This is a genomic window from Methyloversatilis universalis FAM5 (assembly GCF_000214035.2).
GTDB classification, from domain to species: Bacteria; Pseudomonadota; Gammaproteobacteria; order Burkholderiales; family Rhodocyclaceae; genus Methyloversatilis; species Methyloversatilis universalis.
Map to the genome: position 1 here is coordinate 412,669 of NZ_AFHG01000052.1, position 15,786 is coordinate 428,454.

The 15,786-nt window shown below is 67.8% G+C and carries 15 protein-coding genes; all 15 read left to right on the forward strand.

Going from position 1 to position 15,786, the window contains the following annotated elements; translation table 11 throughout:
- The first annotated feature begins 25 nt into the window (after positions 1–25).
- The 15 genes from METUNV1_RS12945 (at position 26) to METUNV1_RS13015 (ending at position 15,750) form a co-directional block, all read left to right on the forward strand.
- Positions 26–2,974, forward strand: a complete 2,949-nt coding sequence (locus tag METUNV1_RS12945; protein ID WP_008062454.1) for a motility hub landmark protein FimV — start codon at positions 26–28, stop codon at positions 2,972–2,974.
- A gap of 163 nt (positions 2,975–3,137) precedes the next feature.
- Positions 3,138–3,782: a CbiQ family ECF transporter T component gene (locus tag METUNV1_RS12950; protein ID WP_232416217.1), complete on the forward strand. Its 645-nt coding sequence runs from the start codon at positions 3,138–3,140 to the stop codon at positions 3,780–3,782.
- The gene (gene truA, locus METUNV1_RS12955; protein ID WP_008062456.1) at positions 3,779–4,579 is read left to right on the forward strand and encodes a tRNA pseudouridine(38-40) synthase TruA; all 801 of its coding nucleotides are present in this window, start codon (positions 3,779–3,781) and stop codon (positions 4,577–4,579) included. The genes METUNV1_RS12950 and truA overlap by 4 nt, the downstream gene beginning before the upstream one ends.
- Positions 4,580–4,593: 14 nt before the next feature.
- Complete coding sequence (locus tag METUNV1_RS12960) at positions 4,594–5,229, forward strand: phosphoribosylanthranilate isomerase (RefSeq protein ID WP_043359816.1); 636 nt, start codon at positions 4,594–4,596, stop codon at positions 5,227–5,229.
- Positions 5,204–6,436 (forward strand): tryptophan synthase subunit beta, encoded by a 1,233-nt coding sequence (gene trpB, locus METUNV1_RS12965; RefSeq protein ID WP_008062458.1) that lies wholly within the window; start codon positions 5,204–5,206, stop codon positions 6,434–6,436. Before METUNV1_RS12960 ends, trpB begins: the two co-directional genes overlap by 26 nt.
- A 64-nt stretch (positions 6,437–6,500) precedes the next feature.
- Positions 6,501–7,313 (forward strand): tryptophan synthase subunit alpha, encoded by an 813-nt coding sequence (gene trpA / locus METUNV1_RS12970; RefSeq protein WP_008062459.1) that lies wholly within the window; start codon positions 6,501–6,503, stop codon positions 7,311–7,313.
- On the forward strand, positions 7,310–8,179 hold the full coding sequence (gene accD, locus METUNV1_RS12975) for an acetyl-CoA carboxylase, carboxyltransferase subunit beta (protein WP_008062460.1): 870 nt from the start codon (positions 7,310–7,312) through the stop codon (positions 8,177–8,179). The genes trpA and accD overlap by 4 nt, the downstream gene beginning before the upstream one ends.
- A gap of 55 nt (positions 8,180–8,234) precedes the next feature.
- Positions 8,235–9,557, forward strand: coding sequence for a bifunctional tetrahydrofolate synthase/dihydrofolate synthase (gene folC, locus METUNV1_RS12980; RefSeq protein ID WP_043359818.1), 1,323 nt, complete (start codon positions 8,235–8,237; stop codon positions 9,555–9,557).
- A 26-nt stretch (positions 9,558–9,583) separates the two neighbouring features.
- Positions 9,584–10,312, forward strand: coding sequence for an SPOR domain-containing protein (locus METUNV1_RS12985; protein ID WP_008062462.1), 729 nt, complete (start codon positions 9,584–9,586; stop codon positions 10,310–10,312).
- On the forward strand, positions 10,309–10,803 hold the full coding sequence (locus METUNV1_RS12990) for a CvpA family protein (protein ID WP_008062464.1): 495 nt from the start codon (positions 10,309–10,311) through the stop codon (positions 10,801–10,803). Before METUNV1_RS12985 ends, METUNV1_RS12990 begins: the two co-directional genes overlap by 4 nt.
- Positions 10,804–10,808: 5 nt before the next feature.
- Entirely contained in the window at positions 10,809–12,338 is a 1,530-nt protein-coding gene (gene purF / locus METUNV1_RS12995; protein WP_008062466.1) for an amidophosphoribosyltransferase, read from the forward strand.
- A 254-nt stretch (positions 12,339–12,592) separates the two neighbouring features.
- Positions 12,593–13,804, forward strand: a complete 1,212-nt coding sequence (locus METUNV1_RS13000) for an O-succinylhomoserine sulfhydrylase (RefSeq protein ID WP_051165239.1) — start codon at positions 12,593–12,595, stop codon at positions 13,802–13,804.
- 7 nt (positions 13,805–13,811) lie between these two features.
- Positions 13,812–14,507 (forward strand): 2-C-methyl-D-erythritol 4-phosphate cytidylyltransferase, encoded by a 696-nt coding sequence (gene ispD, locus METUNV1_RS13005; RefSeq protein ID WP_008062477.1) that lies wholly within the window; start codon positions 13,812–13,814, stop codon positions 14,505–14,507.
- Entirely contained in the window at positions 14,504–15,025 is a 522-nt protein-coding gene (ispF, locus tag METUNV1_RS13010) for a 2-C-methyl-D-erythritol 2,4-cyclodiphosphate synthase (RefSeq protein WP_008062479.1), read from the forward strand. The genes ispD and ispF overlap by 4 nt, the downstream gene beginning before the upstream one ends.
- 143 nt (positions 15,026–15,168) lie before the next feature.
- Positions 15,169–15,750, forward strand: a complete 582-nt coding sequence (locus METUNV1_RS13015; RefSeq protein ID WP_232416218.1) for a discoidin domain-containing protein — start codon at positions 15,169–15,171, stop codon at positions 15,748–15,750.
- Positions 15,751–15,786: the final 36 nt, after the last annotated feature.

Below are 15,786 nucleotides of genomic sequence, written 5' to 3' on the forward strand. Positions count from 1 at the left end.
GGTTTTAGCGCGCGAGGAAAACGCGGTGCGTCATAGCGATAAAAAACATTCGATCCGCCTGCTGACTGCACTGCTGTCGGCACTCCCGCTCACTGCCGGCGCAGCCGGCCTCGGCAAGCTCACCGTCCAGTCCGCCATCGGCCAGCCGTTGCGGGCGGAAGTCGAACTTTCGGCCAGTTCCGAGGAACTGGCGTCCATTTCCGCCAAACTCGCATCGCCTGCCGCGTTCAAGCAGGCGGGCGTCGAATTCGCCTCCAGTCTGGCGGGTGTCCGGATTTCGGTGGACAAGCGGCGTGGCCGCCCGGTGCTCGTGGTGACCAGCGACCGTGCGGTCAGCGAGCCCTATCTCGACATGCTGATCGAGCTGAACTGGTCCTCCGGCCGGCTCGTCCGCGAATACACCTTCCTGCTCGATCCGGCTGACATGCCGCGTCCGGCGCCGGTCGAACCGGTGGCGGTGCCCGGTGGTGACAGCACGCGTGCACCGGCGGCCCGCACCGCGCCCGCGCCGGCTGCGCGAGAGGCCGCACCGGCCGGCGGCAGCACCCGAGAAGTCCAGCGCGGCGAAACGCTGCGCCGCATCGCCACCGAAACCGCGCCGTCGGGCGTCAGTCTCGACCAGATGCTGGTAGCGCTGGTGCGTGCCAATCCCGAGGCGTTTGACGGCGGCAACATGAACCGTCTCCGTGCCGGCCGCATTCTGACCATTCCGGATCAGGCGACCGCCGAATCGGTGTCGCCGCAGGAAGCGCGCCGCATCGTGTCGGCCCAGACCGCCGATTTCGCGGCCTACCGCGCCCGTCTTGCCGGCAGCGTGGACAGCCAGCCGGTTGCTGCGGAATCCGCCGGACGCAGTTCGGGTGGCAAGATCGCTGCGCGGGTTGAGGACAAGGCGCCCGCAGCCGCGCCGGCGGCCGATCAGGTGCGCGTGTCCAAGGCGGATGGCGGCAAGATCAATGCACTGGAAGAAGAGGTCATCGCCAAGGACCGCGCCCTCAAGGACGCGAACAGCCGGCTGGCCGAACTCGAACGCAATGTGCGTGATCTGCAGAAGCTGGTCGAACTGAAGAACACCCCGCTGGCCGACGCGCAGAAGGCGGCGGCACCGGCGCCCGCGCCCGCGCCCGCCGCGGCACCGCAGCCGGCAGCAGCCAAACCGGCCCCTGCGCCCGCACCCGCCGCCGCACCTGCTGCGCCGGCGCCGAAGGCGGAGGACAAGCCGGTCCCCGATCTGATCGCCGCGGCCGAAGGCAAGAAGGACGCGGCGCCGGTCGACAAGGCCGCCGAGAAGCCGGCGGACAAGCCGGTACCCGACCTGATCGCGCTGGCGGACGAGAAGAAGCCGGCGGAAACGCCTGCAGCGGAAGCGCCAAAGCCGGCGCCGGCCGAGCCGCCCAAGACCGAACCTGCTCCGGCGCCTGCGCCCGCGCCGGCTCCGGATGTCGAACCGGAAGCCGCGGCGGAACAGCCCGGCCTGCTGTCTGACCCGGCCACGCTGGGCGGCCTTGGCGCGGTGCTCGCGCTGCTGCTCGGCTACTTCGGCTGGCGCCGCCGCAAGGCCAGCGCACCGGCGCCCGATCTGGCGCCGCCGTCGACCACGGCCGGCATGGAACCGGCGGCCGCATCCACGTCGGTGATCGGTGCCACCGGCGGCGGCCAGAGCGTGGATACCAGCGCCAGCTCGATCCAGACCGATTTCAGCCAGTCCTCGCTGTCGTCCATCGACGCTGACGAAGGCGTGGACCCGGTGGCGGAAGCCGACGTCTACATGGCCTATGGACGCGACGCGCAGGCCGAAGAAATCCTGCTCGAAGCGCTCAAGAACGAACCCAGTCGTCATGCCATCCACCTGAAGCTGCTGGAAATCTATGCCCAGCGCAAGTCGGTGAAGCAGTTCGAAACGCTGGCGACCGAGCTGTACGCGCAGACCGGCGGCAAGGGCGCCGACTGGGAAAAGGCCGCGCAGCTGGGCCGTTCGGTCGATCCGGGCAACCCGCTGTACGGCGGCGGCGCGCCCGAACCGGAACCGGACGCCGACGCGCAGGCCGCGATGGCGGCAACCGTGGTGGTCAGTGGTGCAGACAAGCTGCGTGACACCTGGACGCTGCCTGGCGACATCGGTCAGCTGGTGTCCGGCGACGTGGTGGAGGACACCCAGACGACGATAGCGCTGGATCCGCACCAGATCCCGCAGGCGGAAGAAGAGGCGCCGGCACCGTCGGGTGATGCCGGCCTCGATTTCGATCTCGATGTGCCGCCGGCCGACGACCTGCCGGCCGTCCCGGCGGTGGGCGCGGCCACCACGCTGACCAAGCCGGGCGAGGAATCGGAGGGCGAATCGTCGCTCGATTTCGACCTGGGTCTCGATTTCACAAAGCCGGAAGAGCCGGCGGATGTCAGCACCCTGGTGCTGGACAAGAACGTGGCCGACACTGCGGAAGCGCTCAGTCAGGAAGAGGCGCCGGCCTTCGATCTGGATCTTTCGCTGCCGCCCGACGACGCGGATGCCGCTGGCGGGGATGCCGCGGCGGTCGTGGATCTCGAGCGCACCGACATCGGCAACCTGATCGACTTCAACTTCGATGCGTCCGATGCGCCCGCTGCTCCGGTGGCCCCGTCCGAGCCGGTGATCGATCTGTCCGACATCAATCTCGATCTCGGTGCGGATCCGTCTACGCTGGAAACCGATGTGGTCGGCGATGTGGCGAAGGCGCTGGAACAGGCGATGCCGGCTGCCGAGCCGGACGTGCCGCAGTCCGCGGTGTCCACCGTCATCAACCCGGAAGACATGCTGGGCGGAGAAGAGCCGCCGCAGTCGGCTGCCGAAGAAGCCGAAACCAAGCTGGAACTGGCCCGCGCCTACGAGGAGATGGGTGACAAGGAAGGTGCTCGCGAGCTGCTGCAGGAAGTGGTGCGCGAGGGTACGTCCGAACAGCAGGCCCAGGCCAACGACATGCTGTCCCGTCTCGGCTGATTCCTGCGCGTACGGGCTGAGATGCCCGTACTTTCCGAAGCCGGCCATGTGCCGGCTTTTTTCATCGCGGGCTGCGCCGCGCCGCCCGGTCCGCTGGCCTGAAGCGCAGGCCGTCGATGCGCGGTATGCTCGCGCCCCGTTCCCTCCGCACACCGCTTCATCCATGCCTACACCCCTGGTTGCCGTTCCGCCCGCGAGTGCCTGTCGCCTGCCGGTGCACGGCGCGACGCTGCTCGCGCTGTGGCTGATGTGGCTGCTGGCCGGGCAGGGTGTGGCGGCCTGGCGGGAAGCGGTCTGGCTGGCGCTCAGTCCGGGCGTTGCGCTGCTCGCGGCGCCGGCCCACCTGTGGCGCCTGCTGCGGCGGTTGCGCTGGCTCTGCCTCGCGGTCCTGATCACCTTCGCCTTCGGTACGCCCGGACGCCTGCTCATTCCCGACCTGCCCGCCGGTCCGACAGTCGAAGGTGTGTCGGCCGCGCTGCATGCGGCGGCCCGCCTCGCGGCGATGGCGGCCTGCGTGACGCTGCTGTTCCGCATGCTTCCGTTGCGCCCGCTCGCCGGCGCGCTGCACCGCCTGCTGCATCCGTTCGGCGCTGCGCCGCCCGGACCCGGCAGTCTCGCGCTGCGGCTGCTGCTGGTGCTGCGCGACCTCGAACGTACACCGCCGTTTGCCGGCTGGCGAGGCTGGCTGGCCGCGGCGGGGGCGGATCAGGACACGATCCAGGTCGACCCGTGTCCGGCGCTGGGCCGCACCGATCTGTCGGTGATTGCAGCCGGCGCCTGCGCCCTGGCGCTGTGGAGTTTCGCGTGAGCCGCATCGCACTCGGCGTCGAGTACGACGGCTCCGCCTTCCGCGGCTGGCAGTCGCAGCCGGTGGGCCCGACCGTACAGGACGCGCTCGAAGCCGCCCTGTCCGGCATTGCCGCCCACCCGGTACGGGTGCAGGCCTCCGGCCGCACCGATACCGGCGTCCACGCCACGGTGCAGGTGGTGCATTTCGACACCGACGCGGTCCGGCCGGACAGCGCCTGGGTACGCGGCTGCAACGCGCTGCTGCCGCCGTCGGTCGCGGTGCGCTGGGCGCAGCCGGTAAGCGATGAGTTCAACGCGCGTTTCTCGGCGCACAGCCGCAGCTATCGCTATCTGCTGTTCAACAGCCCGGTGCGACCGGCCCTCGGCGCCACCCTGAGCGGCTGGTTTCACCGTCCGCTGGACATCGCGCCCATGGCCGAGGCGGCGCGGGCACTGTGCGGAGAACACGATTTTTCCGCCTTCCGTTCGTCCGAATGCCAGGCGAAAAGCCCGGTGCGCACCCTGCACCGGCTGGACGTGAGGCGGCAGGGCGACTGGATCGCCTTCGATCTGGGCGCCAATGCCTTCCTCCACCACATGGTGCGCAACATCGTCGGCGCGCTGGTCGAGATCGGCTGCGGGCGCCGCCCGGCGGGCTGGGCGGCCGAACTGCTGGCCCAGCGTGACCGCCGACTGGCCGCCCCCACCTTTTCGCCCTGCGGCCTCTATCTGGTCGGCGTGGGCTACGATGTGCGCTGGGGTCTGCCGCAGCAGGCGCTGCATCGCCTTCCCCCGATCGGCCCCTCGCTGGATTGAACACAGGAATCAACGTGCGCAGAACTCGCATCAAGGTATGCGGCTTCACCCGTGAAGCCGATCTGGACGGCGCGCTGGCGCTGGGCGTGGACGCGGTGGGCTTCGTGCTCTATCCGCCCAGTCCGCGCGCGGTCAGCATTGCCCGTGCCGCCGAGCTGGCGCGCCGGGTGCCGCCTTTCGTCTGCCGCGTGGGGCTGTTCGTGAACGAGGCGCCGGAGGTGGTTGAACAGGCGGTCCGCGAGGCGGGGCTGGACCTGCTGCAGTTTCATGGTGACGAAAGTCCGGAGTACTGCGAACGCTTCGGCCGCCCCTGGATCAAAGCGGTCCGGGTGAGGCCGGAAACGGATTTGCTAGAATGTGCGCGCCTTTATCGTGGCGCGCGGGGTCTGCTGCTCGACGCGTGGTCGGAAGCCTGGGGTGGTTCCGGCAAACGCTTCGACTGGACGCTGATTCCGGCCGACCTCGGACTGCCGCTGATTCTGTCCGGCGGCCTCGACCCGGACAACGTGGCCGACGCGGTCGCGAACATCCGGCCGATGGCGGTCGATGTGAGCAGTGGCGTGGAATCGGGCAAGGGCATCAAGGACGTCGCCCGGGTGGCGGCCTTCATATCAGGAGTGGAGCATGGGGAAGCAAGATCTGCCGGCTGAGGTATCCGCCTCGGCCTACAACTATCCGGACGCTCTGGGGCATTTCGGTCCTTACGGCGGCGTGTTCGTCGCCGAAACCCTGATCGCGGCGCTGGACGAACTGCGCGAAGCCTACGAGAAGCTGAAGGACGATCCGGCCTTCCGCGCCGAGTACGAATACGAACTGAAGCATTACGTAGGCCGGCCCAGCCCGGTCTATCACGCCCGCCGGCTGTCCGAGCACTGCGGGGGCGCGCAGATCTACCTGAAGCGCGAGGACCTGAACCACACCGGCGCGCACAAGATCAACAACGTGATCGGCCAGGCCATGGTGGCCAAGCACATGGGCAAGCCGCGCGTGATCGCGGAAACCGGTGCCGGCCAGCACGGCGTGGCGACCGCCACCATTGCCGCACGCCTGGGCATGGAATGCGTGGTCTACATGGGCAGCGAAGACGTGAAGCGCCAGGCCGCCAACGTCTATCGCATGAAGCTGCTCGGTGCCACCGTGGTGCCGGTCGAATGCGGCTCGAAGACGCTGAAGGATGCGCTGAACGAGGCGATGCGCGACTGGGTGACCAATGTCGGCAACACCTTCTACATCATCGGCACCGTGGCCGGCCCGCATCCCTACCCGATGATGGTGCGCGATTTCCAGAAGATCATCGGCGAGGAATGCCTGTGGCAGATGCCGGAAATGATCCAGCGCCAGCCGGATGCGGTGGTGGCCTGTGTAGGTGGCGGCTCCAACGCCATGGGCATTTTCTACCCCTACATTCCCTACCCGAACGTGCGTCTGATCGGTGTCGAAGCCGGCGGTCACGGCGTGGCCACCGGCCAGCACTCTGCCTCGCTCTCCGCCGGTCGTCCCGGCGTGCTGCACGGCAACCGCACCTATCTGCTGCAGGACGAGAACGGCCAGATCATCGAGACCCACTCGGTGTCCGCCGGTCTGGACTACCCGGGCGTGGGCCCGGAACACGCGTGGCTGAAGGACACCGGCCGTGCCGAGTACGTCACCATCAACGATGACGAGGCGCTCGCCGCCTTCCATCGCATGTGCCGCACCGAAGGCATCATTCCGGCGCTGGAGTCCTCGCACGCGGTGGCCTATGCGATGAAGCTGGCGGCCGAAATGCCGAAGGATGCGGCCATCCTGGTGAACCTGTCCGGTCGTGGCGACAAGGACATGCACACCGTGGCCGAAAAATCCGGCATCCAGTTCTGACGCGTTCCCGATCAACCTTTTGCCGGTCGGGACGCGCAAGCGATCCGGCCGGCGGTTTCAATACATGTCCCGAATCGCTTCCACCCTGTCCGCACTGGAATCGGCCGGCCGCAAGGCGCTGATTCCTTTCATCACCGCGGGTGACCCCGATCTGTCCACCACGGTTCCGCTCATGCACGCGCTGGTCGAGTGCGGCGTCGACATCATCGAACTGGGCGTGCCCTTTTCCGACCCGATGGCCGACGGCCCGACCATACAGCGGTCGTCCGAGCGTGCCCTGGCGAAAAAGGTGTCGCTGCGCAACGTGATCCAGGTGGTGGCCGAATTCCGCAAGACCGATGCCCGGACGCCGGTGGTGCTGATGGGCTATGCCAACCCGATCGAGGCGATGGGCGTGGAAGCCTTCGCCGACGCGGCATCGAAGGCCGGTGCTGACGGCGTGCTGGTGGTCGATTACCCGCCGGAGGAGTCGCACGATTTCGCCGCCAAGGTGAGGGCGGTCGGTCTGGACGTGATCTTCCTGATCGCGCCGACCTCGACCGAAAAGCGCATCCGCGCGGTCGGCGAGATCGGCAGCGGCTACATCTATTACGTGTCGCTGAAGGGCGTGACCGGTGCCGGTCACCTCGACGTGAGCGAAGTGTCGCGCCGCATTCCGGCCATCCGCGAAGCGGTGGGCATGCCGGTGGGCGTGGGCTTCGGCATCCGTGACGGCGCGTCCGCGAAGGCGCTGTCCGCGGTGGCCGACGGCGTCGTGATCGGCAGCCGCATCATCGAGGAAATCGAGAACAGCCCGGCCGATCAGGTCATTCCGCGCGTGAAGGCGCTGGTGGGCAGCATCCGTCAGGCCATGGACAGCCAGGAGGTCGCCGCATGAGCTGGTTGCAGAAACTTCTTCCGCCCAAGATCAACCGCAGCGAGGCCGCCGGTCGCAAGTCGGTACCTGAAGGCCTGTGGTCCAAGTGCCCGTCCTGCGAGGCGGTGCTCTACACCGCCGACCTGGCGGCCAACCAGAACGTGTGCCCGAAGTGCAGCCACCATTCGCGCATGCGCGCCCGCGCCCGTCTGGACGGCCTGCTCGACCGTGAAGGCCGTTTCGAGATCGGCAATGAGGTGATGCCGGTCGATCCGCTCAAGTTCCGCGACAGCAAGCGCTACGCCGACCGCCTGAATGCGGCGGCCGACGACACCGGCGAGGGCGATGCGCTGGTGGTCATGCAGGGCGCGATCAGGACCGTGCCGGTGGTCGTCGCCTGCTTCGAATTCGAATTCCTCGGCGGCTCCATGGGTTCGGTGGTCGGTGAGCGCTTCGTGCGCGGCGTCCGGCTCGCGGTGGAGCAGCGCCTGCCCTTCGTCTGCATCGCCGCCAGCGGCGGTGCGCGCATGCAGGAAGGCCTGTTCTCGCTGATGCAGATGGCCAAGACCACGGCCGCGCTGACCCAGCTTTCGCAGAACCGCCTGCCCTTCATTTCGGTGCTGACCGACCCGACCATGGGCGGCGTGTCCGCCAGCTTCGCCTTCATGGGCGACGTCGTGATCGCCGAGCCCGGCGCGCTGATCGGCTTCGCCGGCCCGCGCGTGATCGAACAGACGGTGCGCGAAAAGCTGCCGGAAGGATTCCAGCGCGCCGAATTCCTGCTGGAGAAGGGTGCGGTCGACATGATCGTCGATCGCCGCGAGATGCCGGAGCGCATCGCCGGTCTGCTGGCAGCGCTGCAGCGCATGCCGGCGCTGGCGAGCTGAGCCGGCTTCGCCTACTATCCGCGTCCGCCCTGACTTCGGCTTGTCCGGCCAGCTCATGTATTCGACCCTGCCCGAGTGGCTGCAGCATCTCGAAAGCCTGCACCCGAAGGTGATCCAGCTCGGACTGGATCGCGTGCTCAGCGTCAAGAAGGCGCTTGGCGTGGTACAGAAGGTGCCGCTGTTCATCGTTGGCGGCACCAACGGCAAAGGTTCGACCTGCGCCATGCTGGAGCGCATCCTGCGCTGCGCCGGCTACCGTGTCGGCACCTACACCTCGCCTCATCTGCTGGCCTACAACGAACGCGTCCGCATCAATGGCGAACCGGCCAGCGACGAGGCGATCTGCCGCGGTTTTGCCGAAGTCGAGGCGGCGCGCGGTGACACCGCGCTGACCTATTTCGAATTCGGCACGCTGGGTGCCTGGCAGGTGTTCGAACACGCCAATCTCGACGTGATCGTGATGGAGGTCGGCCTCGGTGGCCGGCTGGACGCGGTCAATGCCTTCGATGCCGACTGCGCCATCGTCACCAGTGTCGATCTTGACCACATGGAATACCTCGGCGACACGCGCGAACTGATCGGCCGCGAGAAGGCCGGCATCTTCCGCGCCGGTCGTCCGGCCATCGTCGGCGACCCGGTACCGCCGCAGACCGTGATCGACTATGCCCAGTCCATCGGCGCGGTGCTGAAGATTTCGGGCCGCGACTTCGGTTTCGGCGGCGACCGCCAGCAGTGGGGCTACTGGCGGCGCGATCCTGAGCGCCTGGTCAAGCGCGGCGGCCTCGGCTACCCGGCGCTGCGCGGTGCCAACCAGCTGCTGAACGCATCCAGCGTGATCACCGCACTCGATGCCATGGCCGACCGCGTTCCGGTCAGCTTGGGCGACATCCGGCTCGGCCTCGCCACGGTCGAACTGCCCGGCCGCTTCCAGGTCATGCCCGGGCGGCCCGCGGTCATCTTCGACGTCGCGCACAACCCGCATGCGGCCGGCGTGCTGAACGAGAACCTGTCCAACATGGGTTTCTACCCGGCAACCTGGGCGGTTCTGGGCATGTTGCGCGACAAGGACATCGCCGGCGTGCTCGACCGCCTGAAGGGGCGCATCGACCACTGGATGCTGTGTGATCTGGGCGGCCCGCGTGGCACGCCGGCGGCCGATATCGCCGCCATGATCGCCGACCGCGGCATTCCGGGCACCGTAGATACCTTCGCGTCGCCGGTCGAAGCCTGGCGGGCCACGCGGGCGAGGGTGGGGGCGGATGATAGAATTATTGTTTTCGGTTCCTTCCTGACCGTGGCTGAGGTGATGCGCGACTACGCGCAGTCGCCGCGGCCCCCGGTATCGGACGCCGCAACGCCTCCGCCCGCACAGGGCTGATCCCACCCGCAGGACACGCCCCCGAAGTGGCTTCCACCGATTCCGATCTGCAGACCGACCTTCGCAAGCGGGCGCGCCGCCGCCTGCTCGGCGCGGTCGCCCTGGCACTGACCGCCGCCATCGTGCTGCCCATCGTGATGGATCACGAGCCGCGACCGCCGGCACAGGACATCGCGGTGCGCATTCCGCCGCGCGAGGGTGCTGCGCCGCTGGCATCGCCGGCCCGTGCGGTGGAGTCGGACGACACGCTGCAGCCGCCGCCGGATTCCGAGCCGGTGCCGCCGCGCGCCGAAGTCCAGGCAAAGCCGGTGACCCCGCCGGTCGCGCCGCCTCCGCTTGCCGTCCGACCCGAGGTCAAGGCGGAGCCGAAGCCGGAGCCCAGACCCGAAGCGAAGCCTGAGCCGAGGCCGGAACCCAAGCCCGCGCCGAAACCGGAGCCCAAACCTGCGCCCAAGCCCGAACCCAAGGCCGAGGTGTCGCCGACCGAAGCGGCACGCGCCGCCGCGGTGCTCGACGGAAAGGGCAGTTTCGCGCTGCAGCTCGGCGTGTTCGGAGATGCCGCCAACGTGGCCAAGCTGCGCGCCCGCGCCAAGGAACTCGGTCTGGCCAGTTTCACCGAGGACGTGAAACTGGCGGACGGCCAGACCCGCACCCGGGTCAAGGTCGGGCCCTTCTCCAGCCGGCAGGCGGCGGAAGCGGCCCAGCGCAAGCTGGAAGCGGCCGGCCTGCGCTCGATGATCGCGCCGCGTCCATGACGGTTCTGGATTACGGCCTGCTCGCCATCGTGGTGTTCTCCACGGCGATCGGGCTGATGCGGGGTCTGGTGAGCGAAGTGATTGCACTGGCAGCCTGGGTGCTCGCCTTCATCGCCGCCCGTCAGTTCGGCGGCGATGCCGCCCATCTGCTGACCGGCACCATCGCCGACCCGGGTCTCCTTGCAGTTGCAGGTTTCGCCCTTACCTTCATAGCCGTGCTGCTGCTCTGTGGCGTGCTGCGCTGGCTCATGCGCTCGCTCATCCATGCCACCGGGCTGGACATTCCGGACCGCGTGCTCGGCGGGCTGTTCGGGCTGGCGCGTGCCGGACTTATACTGATGCTCCTTGTCGTCGGCGCGGCCTACACCCCGGCGCCGGAGCAGCCCTGGTGGAAGTCGGCTGCGCTGACGCCACCGCTCGAAACGGCGGCCATCGCGCTCAAGCCCTGGCTGCCGGAATCCGTGGCGAAAAAGATTCGTTTTAAGGCCTGACCATCATGTGCGGAATACTCGGCGTCGTTGCCACCTCTCCCGTCAACCAGCTTCTGTACGATGGCCTGCTGGTGCTCCAGCACCGCGGCCAGGACGCGGCGGGCATCGCCACCGCGCAGGGGCAGAAATTCCTGATGCACAAGGGCTCGGGCCTGGTGCGCGACGCCTTCCGCACGCGCAACATGCGCAATCTGCAGGGCAACTGGGGCATCGCCCACGTGCGCTACCCGACCGCAGGGTCCGCCTACAACGCGGCCGAGGCGCAGCCTTTCTACGTCAATTCGCCGTTCGGCATCATGCTGGCGCACAACGGCAACCTGACCAATTCGGAAGAGCTGAAGCTGGACATGTTCCGCACCGACCTGCGGCACATCAACACCACCAGCGACTCCGAAGTGCTGCTCAACGTGCTCGCGCACGAAATGATGCAGGCGCTGCGTGAGCGCCCGACCTTCGATCACGAAACCATTTTCCGCGCGGTCGCTGGCGTGCACCGTCGCTGCCGCGGCGCCTACGCGGTGGTGGCCATGATCGCCGGCTTCGGTCTGCTGGCCTTCCGCGACCCCTACGGCATCCGTCCGCTGGTGATCGGCAACAACGAAACCGCCAACGGCACCGAGTGGCTGGTCGCGTCGGAAAGCGTCGCGCTCGATACGCTGGGCTTCAAGCTGCTGCGCGACATCGCGCCGGGCGAGGCGGTGCTCATTTCGCCGGAAGGCGCGATCAAGTCGCAGCAGTGTGCCGAACGCCCGAACTACGCGCCCTGCCTGTTCGAGTACGTGTATCTTGCGCGCCCGGATTCGCTGATGGACGGCGTGTCGGTGTACGAGTCGCGGGTCAAGATGGGCGAGTTCCTTGCGCAGAAGATCCAGCGCGACCACGCCGACCTGCAGATCGACGCGGTGATCCCGATTCCCGATTCCAGCCGCCCGTCGGCGATGGAGCTGGCACGCGTGCTGAACGTGCCCTACCGCGAAGGTTTCGTGAAGAACCGCTATATCGGCCGCACCTTCATCATGCCGGGGCAGGCGGTGCGCCGTAAGTCGGTGCGCCAGAAGCTCAACGCGATCACCCAGGAATTCAAGGGCAAGAACGTGCTGCTGGTCGATGATTCCATCGTGCGTGGAACCACCAGTCAGGAAATCGTCGCGATGGCGCGTGAAGCCGGCGCGAACAAGGTGTATTTCGCCTCCGCCGCGCCCCCGGTGCGTTACGCCAACGTGTACGGCATCGACATGCCGACCCGCGACGAACTGATCGCCTCCAACCGCACCGACGACGAAATCCGCGCCGCGATCGGCGCCGATGCGCTGATCTACCAGACGCTGGACATGCTCAAGGCCTCGATCACCGCCTGCAACCCGTCGATCGAACAGTTCGAAACGTCCTGCTTCGACGGCTGCTACATCACCGGTGACGTGACCGCCGCCTATCTCGACGGCGTCGAGAACCAGCGCAAGGGCGCGCCCAAGCAGAGCGACGACGAGGGCGGCCAGCTCGACCTGAATCTGGTGGCATCGGAAGAGAACGCCTGACGGCTGCGGACGCTTGACGTCCGCGGCGGCCGGGCGCTAATGTCCGGCTACGCGCCGATTTGAACCCAGCTTGCGGGCGCGCGGGTCAGAGACCGTGAGGTTTCCGACCCGGATAAATACGGCTAAAGCGGCGAAACGAACGTATCTGCGGAACCCGTTTTGCCTCCGAGGCGGAACGGGTTTTTTGTTGTGCACGCCCGCCATTCGCCTCGCGCTTTGTTTTCGATTTTCCGCATGACCGGCCGCGAGGCCGGATGGAGCACACCATGAGCAGCCATGAACGCGCGCCCTTCGATCCGGCGCAGTACGACCCCGAAACCGTCGCCGTGCGCGCCGGCATAGAGCGCAGCCAGTTCGGCGAACACGGCGAGGCGATGTTCCTGACCTCGAGCTTCGTGTTCGACACCGCGGCCGAAGCCGCCGCCCGCTTTTCAGGCAATGCGCCGGGCAATGTCTATGCCCGCTTCACCAACCCGACGGTCACCATGTTCCAGGACCGTCTGGCGGCACTGGAAGGTGCCGAGGCCTGCATCGCCACCAGTTCCGGCATGTCGGCCATCCTGTCCACGCTGATGGCGCTGCTGAAGAGCGGCGACCACATCATCGCCTCGCGCGGCATCTTCGGTTCTACCCAGCAGCTGTTCGCGACCTACTTCGAGAAGTTCGGCGTCAGCACCACGCTGGTCGAGGCGACGAACATCGAGGCCTACCGCGCCGCGGTGCAGCCGAATACGAAGCTCTTTTTCATCGAAACGCCGTCCAACCCGCTGACCGAGGTGATCGACATCGCCGCGGTGGCCGAGGTCGCACACGCGGCCGGCGCGCTGCTCGCGGTCGACAACTGCTTCTGCTCGCCGGCGCTGCAGAAGCCGATCGAACTGGGTGCCGACATCGTCATCCATTCCGCCACCAAGTACCTCGACGGCCAGGGCCGTGTGCTCGGCGGCGCGGTGTGCGGGCGCAAGGCGGAAATGGACGAGGTGCTGCGCTTCCTGCGCACCGCCGGCCCGACGCTGTCGCCGTTCAACGCCTGGGTCATTCTGAAGGGGCTGGAAACGCTGTCCATCCGCATGCAGGCACAGTCGGCCAATGCGCTCGAACTGGCGCGCTGGCTGGAAGCGCAGCCCTGGGTGGCGCGCGTGTTCTACCCCGGCCTGCCGTCGCATCCTCAGCACGAGATCGCGATGCGCCAGCAGAAGACCGGCGGCGCGGTCGTGGCTTTCGAGGTGAAGGGCGGTCGCGAAGAGGCGTGGAAGCTGATCGACGCCACCCGCATGCTGTCGATCACCGCCAATCTCGGCGACACCAAGACCACCATCACCCATCCGGCGACCACCACGCACGGCCGCATTTCGCAGGAAGCGCGCGACGCCTCGGGCATCCGCGACAGCCTGATCCGGCTGGCCGTCGGGCTGGAGTCGGTCGAGGACATGAAGCGCGATCTCTGTCGCTGGCTGGAGAGCTGATCCCGACATGCCGCGCCACATCGCCCTGGTCCCGGCCGCCGGCAGCGGCAGTCGCTTCGGCGCGCAGATGCCGAAGCAGTATCTGCCGCTGGCCGGCCAGCCGCTGATCCGTCACGCGCTGGCCACGCTGTGCGCCCACCCGCGCATCGACCGGGTGGTGGTCGCGCTGGCGCCGGAGGATCTGTACTGGCAGGGCTTCGACTGGACCGCGCTCGGCCCCAAGCTGATGCCGGTGCATTGCGGCGGGGCCAGCCGGGCCGCCTCGGTGCGCAACGGACTTTGGGAAATCGCCGGCTGGGCGCGGCCGGAGGACTGGGTGCTGGTGCATGACGCCGCGCGCCCCTGTCTGTCCGCCGCCATGCTGGACACCCTGATCGACACGCTGGCCGACGACCCGGTCGGCGGCCTGCTGGCGCAGAAGGTGGCCGACACCCTGAAGCGCGCCGACGGCGCGGACCGGGTCGAGGCAACCGTGCCGCGTGACGCCATGTGGCAGGCGCAGACGCCGCAGATGTTCCGGCTGGCCCGGCTGGCCGACGCACTGGACCGCTGTCCGGACGTGACCGACGAAGCGTCGGCCATCGAGGCGGCCGGGCTCAGGCCGCGGCTGGTGGCCGCCGGCGCGGCCAATCTGAAAGTGACCTGGCCGGAAGACATGAAGCTGGCCGAACTGATCCTGCAGACCCAGGGGACCGACGCATGAATCCGCTGTTCGCCGCACCGCTGCCTTTCCGCATCGGCCAGGGCTTCGACGTGCACAAGCTGGTCGACGGCCGCAAATGCATCATCGGCGGGGTCGACATTCCGCACGAGAAAGGCCTGCTCGGCCACTCCGATGCCGACGTGCTGCTGCACGCCATCACCGACGCGCTGCTCGGCGCTGCCGGTCTGGGCGACATCGGCCGGCTGTTTCCGGACACCGATGCGGCCTACGCCGGTGCCGACAGCCGGGTGCTGCTGCGCGAGGCGGTCAGGCAGGTGCAGGCTCAGGGCTGGCGCATTGGCAACATCGACGCCACCGTCATCTGCGAACGCCCGAAAATCACGCCGCACGCCGCGCAGATGGTGGCCAACATCGCCGCCGACTGCGGCATTCCGCCGCACGCGGTCAATGTGAAGGGCAAGACCTCGGAAAAGCTGGGCTACACCGGCCGCGGCGAGGGCATCGCCGCGCAGGCGGTGGCGATGCTGCTGGCGCCGCCCGAGCCCTCCATGGGCTGAGCACCGCTGTCGGTCGTCTTGACAGGGCCGGCGATGCGCTCTGTGCCCTGTCTGTAACATCAAGGACTTGCGGGCGTGGTACGGGGATTGCTGTGAGCTTCCCGGATCACGCTTTCACAAAGGATGCCCAGATGAAATCCCTGATGTTCGCAGCTGCCCTGCTGTTCGCCGGCGCCGTGTCGGCCGCTTCGCCGATCACCGCGGTCAATGCGTCGGCGACCGGTACGTACTCGATCGACGGCCCCGACCTGTCCATCCTCGCCGATGGCTTCATTGCCCCCGAAGGCACCCATTACACCTTCAGGTCGGTGTCCTGGGGCGGCCAGGAAGGCCGGTCCGGTGCGGTGTTCACGCTCGATTTCGGCCAGCTCTACACGCTGACCGACGTGCTGCTGGGCGTGGATAACAACGATTTCTACCAGGTGCAGGTGTCGGTCAACGGCAGCAGCTGGAACACGCTGTTCACCAATCTGGCGTTCGAAGGTGAGTCGAGCTCGGGCAGCGAAATCATTTCCAGCGACGCCAGCCACATCCAGTACCAGTCCACCATCGACTTCCCGGCGGTCAATGCGCGTTACGCGCGCATCTACGCGGTGGCCGGTGATGGCGCCTACTCGGTGTCGGAAATGAGCTTCAGCGGTGTCGCCGTGGTGCCGGAGCCCGAAGCCTGGGCGCTGATGCTGGGCGGTCTGGCCCTGGTCGGCGCACTGTCGCGCCGTCGCTGACAGGCCTCTGCAGCAGAAAAAAAGCCGACCTTCGGG